8 protein-coding genes are annotated in these 12,182 nt (G+C 72.2%); 6 read left to right on the top strand and 2 right to left on the bottom strand.

Features of this window, described 5'->3' with window-relative positions; translation table 11 throughout:
- Positions 1-604, bottom strand: a 604-nt coding sequence (locus tag ACZCAH_RS07890) for a beta/alpha barrel domain-containing protein (RefSeq protein WP_464340779.1), incomplete at its 3' end; no start/stop codon positions are given.
- A 340-nt stretch (positions 605-944) separates the two neighbouring features.
- On the opposite strand from ACZCAH_RS07890, the gene ACZCAH_RS07885 reads away from it, so the two are divergent.
- The 6 genes from ACZCAH_RS07885 (at position 945) to ACZCAH_RS07860 (ending at position 9,490) form a co-directional block, all read left to right on the top strand.
- A complete protein-coding gene (locus tag ACZCAH_RS07885) occupies positions 945-1,745 on the top strand; it encodes a hypothetical protein (RefSeq protein ID WP_464340537.1) in 801 nt (266 codons plus the stop codon).
- Between the two features lie 10 nt (positions 1,746-1,755).
- Positions 1,756-3,123, top strand: a complete 1,368-nt coding sequence (locus ACZCAH_RS07880; RefSeq protein WP_464340536.1) for an aminotransferase class I/II-fold pyridoxal phosphate-dependent enzyme — start codon at positions 1,756-1,758, stop codon at positions 3,121-3,123.
- 479 nt (positions 3,124-3,602) lie between these two features.
- Positions 3,603-5,288 (top strand): ABC transporter substrate-binding protein, encoded by a 1,686-nt coding sequence (locus ACZCAH_RS07875; protein WP_464340535.1) that lies wholly within the window; start codon positions 3,603-3,605, stop codon positions 5,286-5,288.
- 63 nt (positions 5,289-5,351) lie between these two features.
- A complete protein-coding gene (locus tag ACZCAH_RS07870) occupies positions 5,352-6,338 on the top strand; it encodes an ABC transporter permease (protein WP_329745896.1) in 987 nt (328 codons plus the stop codon).
- A gap of 1 nt (position 6,339) precedes the next feature.
- Complete coding sequence (locus tag ACZCAH_RS07865) at positions 6,340-7,434, top strand: ABC transporter permease (protein ID WP_464340534.1); 1,095 nt, start codon at positions 6,340-6,342, stop codon at positions 7,432-7,434.
- Position 7,435: 1 nt separating this feature from the next.
- Positions 7,436-9,490: an ABC transporter ATP-binding protein gene (locus ACZCAH_RS07860; RefSeq protein ID WP_464340533.1), complete on the top strand. Its 2,055-nt coding sequence runs from the start codon at positions 7,436-7,438 to the stop codon at positions 9,488-9,490.
- Positions 9,491-9,780: 290 nt separating this feature from the next.
- Here ACZCAH_RS07860 and ACZCAH_RS07855 read toward each other — a convergent pair whose 3' ends face one another.
- Positions 9,781-12,153: a beta-galactosidase gene (locus ACZCAH_RS07855; RefSeq protein ID WP_464340532.1), complete on the bottom strand. Its 2,373-nt coding sequence runs from the start codon at positions 12,151-12,153 to the stop codon at positions 9,781-9,783.
- Between the last annotated feature and the right edge of the window lie 29 nt (positions 12,154-12,182).

The following is a 12,182-nucleotide window of genomic DNA, read 5'->3' as shown; positions in this document are numbered from 1 at the left end:
TCGCGACCCCACCCGCCGTGAACATCGGAACCGGCAGCGCGCCGGCCTCCGCGACCTCCTTGACCAGGGAGTACGGTGCCTGGAGGTCCTTCGCGGCGAGGTAGAGCTCGTCCTCGGAGCGCGCGGCGAGGGCCCGGATCTCGGCGGTGATGGTGCGGATGTGCTTCGTCGCCTCGGAGACATCGCCGGTGCCGGCCTCACCCTTGGAGCGGATCATCGCCGCGCCCTCGGTGATGCGGCGCAGCGCCTCGCCGAGGTTCGTCGCCCCGCATACGAAGGGCACGGTGAAGCGGTGCTTGTCGATGTGGTGGACGTAGTCGGCGGGGGAGAGCACCTCGGACTCGTCGATGAAGTCGACGGCCAGCTCCTGCAGGACCTGCGCCTCGACGAAGTGGCCGATGCGGGCCTTCGCCATCACCGGGATGGAGACGGCCGCGACGATGCCGTCGATCATGTCCGGGTCGCTCATGCGGGAGACGCCGCCCTGGGCGCGGATGTCGGCGGGGACCCGCTCGAGGGCCATGACGGCGACGGCGCCGGCGTCCTCGGCGATCTTCGCCTGCTCGGGGGTGACGACATCCATGATGACGCCGCCCTTCAGCATCTCGGCGAGACCGCGCTTGACGGTGCCGGTGCCGGTCGCGGCAGCGGGGGAGGAGGTGGGGGCAGGGGTGACGTCACTGGTCACAGCGGTGTTCCTTCGTCGCTCGCGCGGCGCGGGCCGACGCTCCGTGCGCGTCGCCCCTCCCTGCACCACTTTGATCTAGGCCAAAAGGTAGCACGGGGTGGCGGGAGTGGTCACGAGAGGGCCGCGAGGGTGCGAGGTCCGTGCTCCCTGCCACATCCCGCGCCGTGACGCCGCCTAGTGGACGAATGGAGATGCGCCCTCGCCGGGAGGAAGAATGTCAGCGCGACATGCACCGTCCCCCTCACGAGAGCGGCCGATGAACCAGTCACTCCCCGATGCGACCTCGCCCCTCCTCGCCGCTCTCCAGCGAGGGGACCATGACGCTGTGGTCGAGCTGCTCGAACCGTTCCCCGCGCAGGAGCGCACGGCGCTGCGCAGGAGCGTCATGGGGAGCGCGAACGCGATCCTCGGCGCCCCGACCGGGGCCCGGGACCCCGAAGGTCGGTGGCGCGGCGCCCTGAGCGGCCGGCACGGGTACGCGGCGCAGACGGCGCTGCTCGCGACCGCCTCGCTCCCCCAGGCGCTGCGGCAGCGCACCTTCGACGGGCCCGTGGCGCGCGACCACCTCCCGAGACTGTTCCCGGAGGACCTCCCCGCCTTCGTCGAGGCGTTCTCGACGCGGTTCCTCACAAACCCGAAAGCCTGGGACGGCAACCGCGGCATCGAGGCGATGTTCGACTGGGCGCAGTCCGGACTCGTCGAGCCGCCCACGCAGCAGGGCGCCGTGCTGATTCTGATCTGCTGGGCTGCCTGGCCCTCGCCCAGGGCCTACCTCCGGAGGCGCCCCGTCCTCCTCCGCACGACGCTCCCGCGGCTCTTCGAGACCCCGGGGATCAAGGGAGCGTCGGCAGCGCAGCGCGACGACACCGGTCCGGGCCCGCGCCTGGACGCCTCCGTCGTCCCCTGGCTCATCCGCGAGGGGGAATGGCAGCGCGACGAGGTCCTCGACTGGTGCCGGACGGCGCTCGCCGTCGAGCGCAGCGAGTACGAGCACCGCTGGTTCCGGGCGCTCGCGGGGCGGGTCGCGACACTGCCCGTGCCTCCGGGCCCGCCCTAGACTCGCTCCCGTGGAGACCCCCTCGCCCGCGCAGATCACCGGCGCCACCGCCGCCGAGATCTCCGCGAGCGTCCGCGGCCTCGTCGAGCGCGGCGAGCTCGCCCCCGGCGACCTGCTCCCGCCCGTCCGCGCCCTCGCCGAACAGCTCGGCGTCAACCGGAACACCGCCGTCGCCGCCTACAAGCGGCTCGCCCGCGACGGCGCCGTGATCGCCCAGGGCCGGGCCGGCACCCGTATCGCGGGCACCCGCACTGCCGCGCAGGAGGGCTTCGCGGACGCGACCGCGCTCGCCGCCCTCGCCCCCGACGTCCCCGCGGGAACGCTCCGCGACCTCGGCACCGGCAACCCCGACCCCGCCCTCATCCCCGATCTCGCGCCCGCGCTCGCCGGGGCCGTCGGCCGCCCCGTGCTCTACGGCGAACCCGTCATCGACCCCGGCTTCGCGGCCTGGGCGAGGGACTGGGTCGCCCCCGACGTTCCCGGCGGTGCCGCCGCGGATCTGACCCTGACCAGCGGCGCCGTCGACGCGATTGAGCGCCTGCTGGCCCAGGCGCTGGTCCGAGACGACGCCGTCGCGCTCGAGGATCCCTGCTTCCTGGCGAGCATCCAGACCGTCCGACACGCCGGCTACCGGGCCCTGCCCGTGCCCGTGGACGCGGAGGGCATGACCCCGGACGGGCTGCGCGTCGCGCTCGAGGCCGGCGCGCGGGCCGTGGTGCTCACCCCGAGGGCGCAGAACCCCACCGGTGCCTCGCTCAGTGCGCAGCGAGCCCGTGACCTGCAGGAAGTCCTCGCCGAGCATCCCTATGTGCTGGTCGTCCTCGACGACTACTTCTCGTTCCTGTCCCGTCGGCCGTTCCGCAGCCCGCTCCCGCCGGGGCATCGGCGCTGGGCGCTGGTGCGCTCGGTCTCGAAGTTCCTCGGGCCCGACCTGTGCCTCGCCGTCGTCGCGAGCGACTCCGAGACCGCCGACCGGCTCGCGCTGCGCCTTAGCCCCGGCACCACCTGGGTCAGTCACCTGCTGCAGCGCCTCGCCCACGGGGTGCTGTGCGAGGACGGCGCCCGGGCGCTCATCGAGCGGGCGGGGGAGCGGTACGCGGCACGGAACGCGCAGGTCGCCGCGCTGCTGCGCGAAGTCGGGGCCGAGGTCACGGCGGCCGACGGGATGAGCCTGTGGGTGGGTCTGCCGCGGTCCGCGGGTGAGGTCGCCGCGCAGCTCGCCCGACGCGGGTGGCGCGTGCGCACCGGCGACGAGTTCCGCCTCGACGCAACGGGCGGTCGAGGCGAACGGTCCCATCACCTGCGGTTGACCGTGCACGGCCTGACCGACGCCGAGGCGGCCCTGCTGGCGGAGGACCTGGCCTCGGCTTGCCGGTGAGGGGTTCCAACGGGGCCGGGGTTGGGGCGGGGCTTCTGGCAGAGCCGGGGTGAGGTGGTGGGGTGCTGGCGGGGCGGGGACCGGGGCGCTGGTGGGGTCGAGCTGCTGGAACTCCGCGTGTGGCGTGACCTGAATGCCTGTGGGGCGGTGAGGTCATGCCACGCGCGGAGTTTCAGCTGGGGCTACGCCAGAGGTAGGGGCAGAGGCAGGGTGGCGGCGTGGCGGCGACACGGGGGCGGCGTCGGCAGGGTTCAGCGGCAGCGGTGCCAGCCCATCCCGCCCGACATGCCCGGCTTCCGCGCATGTAAGCGTTGACAATGTGAGTGTAAGCGCTAACATCGTCCCTCAAGAGCGCGCCAGTGACGGCCACGCCACCGACGGCCACGCCACCGACGGCACGCTCGCCTCCCGCCCGGGCCCTCCGATCCCGGGTTTCCTCCGGCCCCGTCGTACGGCGGCCGCCTCACCAGGAGCACTCGATGAAGAGAAGGACCCTCCTCACCACCGGCCCGCTGGCCGCCGCGCTCGTCGCCGGCACCGCCGCCTGCTCGGGCCGGATCCAGACCAACCAGGGCGGGAACGCACCCGCCGGGGACGGCACCACGATCCCGCAGCTGACCTTCCCGTCCGAGGTCGCGGAGAACGTCGCCGGCATCGCGAACTTCAACCCCTTCGCCCCGAACGTCACCTCCCGCACCTACTTCTACGAGCCGCTGATGATCCGCAGCTCGATGAACTGCGAGGTGGTCCCGTGGATCGCCACCGAGTTCGCCTGGCGCGACGAGCAGACCCTGGTGTTCACCATCCGCGAGGGCGTGACCTGGTCCGACGGTGAGCCCCTCACCCCGGACGACGTCGCCTTCACCCTGAACCTGCGCAAGGAGTACCCCGGCGCGGACGACATCGGCCTGTGGACCGACGTCTTCGGCGCCCCTGCCGAGTCGGTCGAGGTCGAGGGCCAGGACGTCGTGATCAGCTTCTCCGGCCTGGCGGCCGCGAAGTTCGACTCGCTGATCACCGCGAAGATCATGCCGCAGCACGTGTGGGGCGAGGTCGGCGATCCGACCCAGTACGTCGACGAGGCACCCGTCGGCACCGGCCCCTTCGCCCTCGGCTCCTACAACGGCCGCCGTCTGCAGCTCACCCGCCGCGAGGACTACTGGCAGGCCGACAAGGTGCTCATCGAGGAGCTCATCCTCGAGGGCAACTACGACGCCACCAACGCCGCGCTCAAGCTCGCCGCGGGCGAGCTCGACGCCTACTGGGGCGAGATCCCCAACCCGGAGCAGGCCTTCGCCGCGAAGGACCCGGAGCTGAACCACTTCTGGTACGCCCCGGCCGGCTCGACGGTCCTCACCTACAACCTCACCAAGGCCCCGTTCGACGACGAGAAGTTCCGCGAGGCCGTCTCGCAGGGCCTCGACAAGGACGAGATCAGCGCCAAGGCGACCTACTCGGTGATGGCCCCCGCCTCGCAGACCGGGCTCAAGCTGCCCTACGCCGAGAACCTGCTGCCGGAGGCCTACGCCGGTCAGGACACCGTGCTGCCCTTCGACACCGCGAAGGCGGAGGAGCTGCTGGACGCCGCGGGGTACACCGTCGGCGCCGACGGCTTCCGCACCCTCCCGGACGGCTCGGCCTTCGCCCCGAAGTTCCTGGTGCAGGCGGGCTGGATCGACTACCAGGCGGCGGCCGACGTGATCGTCCGCAACCTGCAGACCATGAAGATCAACGCCTCGGTGCAGACGTCACCGCCCGAGGCCGTGGACCAGGCGAAGAAGGACGCAAACTTCGACCTGCTGCTCGAGTACCTCCACGGCGGCTGCGAGGTGGCCCGCAACCTGGGCTCGAAGCTCGCCTCGGACCAGGTCCCCACCGAGGACACCGTCAAGGCGAACGTGGGCCGCTGGGAGGACCCGGCGACCGACGAGATCATCGCCCAGCTCTCGGGGGAGACCGACCCCGAGGCGCAGAAGGAGCTGACCGGTCAGCTCGTCGAGATCATGATGACGAAGTACCCGGTCACCCCGCTGTTCTACGCCCCGGCGCGGATGATCTACCGCACCGACAAGGCGGAGGGCTGGCCCTCGGAGGAGGACCCCTACGGGACCAACTCCGAGATGCTCATGATCATCACCCGCCTGGTGCCGCCGAGCGCCTCCTGAGCCGCGCGGCCGGGGTGTGAGGTCTCCGCCCCGGCCGTGCCCTGACCCGGAACGGAGCGCACCGTGAAGTACTTCCTGCGCAGGATCGGCTACTTCCTGCTCACCCTGTGGGCGGCGATCACGCTGAACTTCCTGATCCCCCGCCTCCAGCCCGGCGATCCCGCCGAGCTGATGATCCGCCAGATCTCCGGTCGTGACACCGAGATCGACCCGGCCCGCATCGAGGCCATGCGGATCATGCTCGGCCAGCCCGAGGGCAACCTCTTCGAGCAGTACCTCGCCTATCTCGGCCAGCTGGCCCGCGGCGACTTCGGCTACTCGTACACGTACTTCCCGGCGACGGTGACGGACGTGATCGGACGGGCGATGCTGTGGACCCTGGTCCTGGTCGGGGTGACGCTGGTGCTCTCCTTCCTGCTGGGCACGGTGCTGGGCGCCTTCGCCGCCTGGTGGCGCAACTCGCCCTTCGACTCGGTGGTCACGCTCGGCTCGACCTTCATCGGCACCCTGCAGTCCTTCTGGGTCGCCCTGCTGCTGCTGTTCGTCTTCGGCTACGTGCTGGGCTGGTTCCCGACCTCGGGCGGCTACGAGGCGTCGATGCCGGGCTGGAACCTCGAGTTCCTCGGGGACGCGGTGCTCCACTCGATCCTGCCGGCCGCGGTGCTGATGCTGCTGGGGCCGGTCGGCTGGGTGCTCGGGATGCGCAACACCATGATCCTCAACCTCGGCGAGGACTACATCCGCCTCGCCCGGGCCAAGGGCGTGCCGGACAAGCAGATCGCCATGCGCTACGCGGCCCGCAACGCCCTGCTCCCCTCGGTGACGGGCCTCGCGATGGCGCTCGGCGGCATCCTCGGCGGGCAGATCCTCATCGAGACCACCTTCGACTACCCGGGGATGGGCCGGCTCATGCAGCAGGCCGCCTCCGGCAAGGACTACCCGCTGCTGCAGGCGCTGCTGCTGTTCACCATCGTCGGCACGCTGATCGCGAACCTCCTCGCCGACATGCTCTACGGCGTCCTCGATCCCCGAGCCCGGAAGGCGGCCTGACATGGCGGACCACGACGACGTCCACCCCCGCCCGAAAGGCTCCGGGCCCGACGGGGCGCGCGGCTCCGGTCCAGCCGACGGGGCACGCGGCTCCGGTCCGGCCGACGAGCGCGGCGACGGCCCGGCGGCCGGAGCCTCCCCGGCGGGCGGCACGGCCCCGCTGCCCGGCGCGTCGGCCGCGACGGCCGATGCGAGCGTCCTGACGGACCTCGCCCTCGCCGAGGCGGAGCAGACCGACCGCATCGACCACGGCCCCTCCTGGTTCCAGATCCTCTGGGCCTCGAAGAAGGCCCGCGTCGGCATCGTGCTGCTGGGCCTGTACGTGCTGATCGCGCTCGCGGCCCCGTTGATCGCGCCCTACCGCGGCGACGACACGACCTTCGCGCCGGTGCTGCTGCCGAGCGCGGAGCACTGGATGGGCACCACCACCCAGGGCGCGGACATCTTCAGCCAGCTGATCTGGGGCACCCGGGTCTCCCTGATCGTCGGCCTGTTCGGCGGCCTGTTCGCCACCGTGCTCGGCCTGATCATCGGTCTGACCTCCGGCTACTTCGAGGGCACCTGGATCGACGACGTGCTGTCGCTGGTCACCAACGTCGCCCTCGTGGTGCCGACGCTGCCGCTGATCATCACCCTGATGGCCTACTCCGAGGTCCGCTCGGTGTGGTTCACGATCCTGATCATCGGCATCATCTCCTGGGCCGGCGCCGCCCGGTCCAAGCGCTCGCTGATGATCACGCTGCGACACCGGGACTTCGTCACGGCGGCGAAGTTCGCCGGTGACCGCACCCCCACGATCATCTTCCGCGAGATCCTCCCGCAGATGACCTCCCTGGTGGCCGCCGGCTTCTTCGGCGCCGCGACCGGGGCGATCGGCGCGGAGGCGGGGCTCAGCTTCCTCGGGCTCGGCAACACCGAGTCGATCTCCTGGGGGACGATGCTCTATCAGGCGCAGCTGCAGGGCGCCCTCGCCCAGGGCCTGTGGGTCTGGCTGCTGGTGCCGGGCCTCGCGCTGTCGGGCCTGATCATGGCGCTGACCCTGATCAACTTCGGCATCGACCTCATCTCGAACCCGCACCTGCGAGAGGACGGCTGACATGAGCGAGCATGCCCAGAACAACGAGCCCCGGCCCGCGCCGACCGTCGGCGGCGCCGACGCGACCGCGGCCCCCGTCGGCCGTGAGCGCACCGGCCCCGCCGAGAACCTCCCCGCCCCCGACGCCCCGCTGCTCGAGGTCGACGGCCTCACCGTCCGCTACGAGCCGAAGCTCCACCCGGCCCTCGACGCCGTGCAGGACGTCTCCTTCTCGATCCGTCCCGGTGAGTTCGTGGGGCTCATCGGGGAGTCCGGCTCGGGCAAGTCGACCCTGGGCACGGCCCTCCTGCGGCTCACCGAGAAGCCGGGCCGGATCACCGGCGGCACCATCCGCTTCGACGGCCGGGACATCACCGCGATGAGCCAGGAGGAGCTGCGCCCCTACCGCTGGCGCGACATCTCCACCGTCTTCCAGTCCTCGATGAACTCGCTGAACCCGGTGGTGCGCGTCGAGGACCAGTTCCGCGACGCGATCGAGCTGCACTCCTCGCGCCGCGGCGCCGAGGTGGTCGAGCGGATCAAGGAGCTCTTCGACCTCGTCCTCATCGACCACCGGTTCATCCGCGCCTACCCGCACGAGCTCTCGGGCGGTATGAAGCAGCGCGTCAACCTCGCGCTCGCGCTGGTCAACGACCCGAAGTTCGTACTGCTGGACGAGCCGACCACGGGCCTGGACGTGGTCGTGCAGCGCTCCATCCTCGAGGGCGTCCGCAAGCTCCAGGCGGAGCAGGGATTCGCGGTGCTGTTCATCAGCCACGACATCGGCACCGTCATGGACCTCTCCGACCGGATCCTGGTGATGTACGCGGGGCGGATCGTCGAGGAGCACGACACCGACGACCTGCTGCGCGAGCCGCTGCACCCCTACACGAAGGGCCTGCTCGGCTCCTACGGCGACCCCCGCCAGGAGACGGTCCGGATCACCTATGTGCCGGGGCGTCCGCCGGACCTCTCGCAGCCGTTGACCGGCTGCCCCTTCGCGCCCCGCTGCCCCGAGAAGATCGCGCAGTGCCTGACCGACGCCCCGCAGCTGCTGGAGATGCCGGCGCTGCGGAAGGACGACGCCGTCACCGGTCTGCGCCTCGACTCCCACGGCACGTGGACCCCGCCCCGGGCGGCCTGCCACGTGGCGCGGCTGCAGCGTGAGGCGCCGGAGACGCAGGGCCTCCCGCCGCGCACCGTCCGCTTCGCGGGCCCCGCCTTCGAGAAGACCGTCGCGGACACCAAGGAGGCGCTGCGCGGCGAGGTGTTCCTCGAGGTCGACGGCGTGACGAAGGTGTTCCACTCCCGGCAGGGCCTGCGCACCCGCGAGACCCTCGCCGTGGACGACGTCAGCTTCCAGCTGCGCCGCGGCATGGTCACCGCGCTCGTGGGCCAGTCCGGCTCGGGCAAGTCCACGCTCGCCCGCATGATCACGGGCGTGGATCGGCCGACGACGGGCACGATCACGTTCCACGCGAAGGAGGGCCCGCTCGACGTGGGCACCCTCGGCGGCCGCGCCCTGCGCGGCTACCGCTCCCTCGTGCAGATGGTGTTCCAGGACCCCTACTCGTCGCTGAACCCCAACAAGACCCTCGAGTACATCCTGTCGCGGCCGCTGAAGAACCACCGCTCCATGGGGCGGGCGGAGCTGAGCGCGGCGATCGACGAGCTGCTCGAACGGGTCGCCCTCACCCCGGCCCGCCGCTACCGGTCCCGGCACGCCTTCGAGCTGTCCGGCGGGCAGCGCCAGCGCGTGGTGATCGCGCGGGCGCTCGCCGCCGATCCGGAGCTGATCATCGCCGACGAGCCGATCTCGAGCCTCGACGTGTCGATCCGCGCCGAGGTGCTCGAGCTGCTCCAGCGTCTGGTCGCCGACTCCGACGTGGGCATCCTCTACATCACCCACGACCTGCTCTCGGCCCGCATGCTGGCCGACGACGTGATCGTGCTGAACAAGGGCCGCGTGGTCGAGCACGGGGAGGCGATCGACGTGATCCGCACCCCGCGCGACGAGTACACGCGGCAGCTGCTGGAGGCGATCCCGAACCCCTTCGCCGACCTCTACAAGCCGTGATCTCCGCGGTGGGCGCGCCGGGGCTGGGGGCGGCGCCGGGGGCGACGGGGCCGAGGTCGGGCCAGGCTGCCGGGCTGCTGGGTGCGGGGAGCCGGCTGCTGAAACTCCGCGTGTGGCGTGACCTGAAGCCCCCACAGGCGGTGAGGTCACGCCTGGCGCGGAGTTTCAGCAGGGCCGGCGGGGGAGGGCCGGGCACAACCATTCTCGCCCCGGCCAGGCGCTCAAACCCGGCCAGGCGCTCGAACCCGGCCAGGCGCTCAAACCTGGCCGCCCCCTCAGCCCCGGCCGCCTCAGCCGAGATGCACGCGCACCGGGCCGTCGGCCGTGACCAGCACCCGCTCCCCGGACCGGGCGGCACGCGCACCGGGCCCGTCGGCCGTGACCGGCGCGTCGGTCCGGAGCACCACCCGGAGCCGCTCCCCGGCGGGCTCGGCGAAGGAGAGCTGCTCGTCGGAGATGGTCGTGAGCTCGGCGTTCGCCTCCTCGATCCGGGCGCGGCCCACGTCCAGCCCGCGCGCGAGCAGGTAGCCGGTGTGCGGGGCGGGACGCAGCTCGAGCCGCTCCCCGTCGAGCTCGATCGTGACGTCCGGCCGGTACCCGGTGACGTTGAGCAGGTGCAGCATGCGGCCGCCGTGCTCGTCGCGGGTGGTCGTGGCGACGACCCCGGGGACGCTCGAACGCAGGCGCAGACCGGGCACAGCGCCGAGGCGCTCGAGGGCCTGCCCGAACAGGCCCAGGTGCGAGGGGAGGCCCGCGGCGAGCAGGATCGCCCGCCCCTCGCCGCGCCGTACCTCGACGCCGCAGGTCTCGCCGTCGACGGTGGTGAGCACCGGACGGGCGTCCGGGCCCGAGAGCTCCTGGAACCAACCCACCCGCGTCTCGTCGAGCACCGCGCGGTCCTCGGCCCAGAGGACGGACGGGTGGAAGCGCGAGGAGTCGTGGCGCACGGGCGCGGCGGAGAGGCCGAGGGCATCGGCGAGGATCCGGCAGGGCCGTCCCTCGAGGTCCCGCTCGGGCAGCACGCCCAGCAGCAGGAGCCCCCCGCCGCCGGTGACGTGATCGGCGAGCTGCTGCTGCACGTGCGGATCGAGGTGCCGCGAGGAGGCGAGCATGAGGACGCGCCGACCCGCCCCACCCGGCCGCGGCCGCGGGGAGGCGACGTCGACCGCGTCGAAGCGGTAGCCCTGGAAGAGCGCGGAGCGGGCGAGGGCCTTGCGCTGGCCGGGCCCGCGGTGCAGCTCGAGGTCCTGGACGATCTCGCCCATGATCTCGCTGTCCGGATGCCGCAGCTCGGTCGCGTAGGAGTCGAGCACGAGGCCGAGCGCGAGGTCGTCGAGCTCCTCGACGGCGTTCGCGAGGTGCCTCTCGTGCAGCGCCAGCTGGCGCATGGCCGCGGCGAGGGGCGCGAGGGTCGGGGAGGCCTGGCCCTCGGGGCCGACGGGGGCCGCGAAGCCGTGCCGGCGCCCGGTGAAGGCGAGGCGGTCGTTGCCGTCGCCGACGGGCTCGTCGAGCGGCGGGTTGTGTCCGCCGGCGAAGAGGTAGTAGTTCAGCATCCGGTTGCCCTGGGCGACGAACAGGCGGCTCTTGAGGTCGGCGGTGGCGGGCTCGGCGAGCCGCTCCATCCCGTCGCCGTAGTCGCCGGTCCCGGCCTCGAACTCGAGGGAGGTCAGCGGCTGGTCGTCGTCGTGGACCGCCTGCTGGAAGGCGTTCAGCACGTACATGTCGGTCGTGACGTCGAGGGTCATGTCCCCGGCGTAGTGGTCGGAGCCGGAGAGGTAGCCGGGCCGGCCGGAATAGGTCTCCACCAGCTGGCTGATGCCGAGCGCGGAGCCCTCCTCTGTGCCGTGGATGTTGATCACGAAGGGCACATCACGCACGCCGTGCGACTCGGCGGCCGCGCGCAGATGGTCGACGTAGCGGGCGAAGCGGCCGCGCAGGAACCGCGTCAGGTCCACACGCAGGGCGCCCGCCCAGGCCTCCTCGGGGCTGCGCACGGTGCGGGCCCAGGCGGCGTCGTCCTCCTCGAGCGCGGGGTACGTCCGGGCGGCGTCCGCGCGGTGCTCACGGATCCATCCGCGCAGGTCGGAGAGGAGATCGTCGGTGAGGTCGGGGGAGTTCGTGACCCAGGCGAGCATGCCGATCTCGTTGTCCAGCTGCACCGAGATGATCGGGCCGCCGTGCTGGACCAGCCGCTCGGCGAGCAGCGGCATCACCGCGGCGTACCAGCGGTCGGCCTCGGCGAGGAAGGCCGGGGCGAGGTAGTCGACGGTGCGGCTCGGCGCGGGCGCGCCGTCCCAGCCGACGGGCACGATCTCCGGGTGCTCGGAGTAGAGCCGGTAGGGGAGGCCCTCGTTCTTCAGCTCCGCCATCTGGAAGGGGCCGGGGCGGGCGATGAACCACAGCCCCGCCTCGGCGCAGAGGTCGAGGAAGGCGGCGAGGTCGCGCTCCGGGCGGGTGGCGCCGGTGAGGTCGAGGGTGCCGTCGGGCAGCTCGTGGAAGACCCACGGGATGTAGCTGGCCACGGTGTTCGCGCCGGCCTCGGCGAGCTGCGTGATGCGCGCGGCCCACTGCTCGCGGGGCACGCGGAAGTAGTGGATCTCGCCGGCCAGGATCAGTCGCGGCTCTTCGTGGATCAGCAGGCGGCGGCGGTCGATGGTGAGCATTCGGGGACATCCCGTCGTCGGTGTCGGGG

It is taken from the genome of Brachybacterium sp. B718/18 (assembly GCF_055454375.1).
Note: the sequence above shows the minus strand (reverse complement) of the source record. Positions and strands in the feature narration are given on the sequence as shown.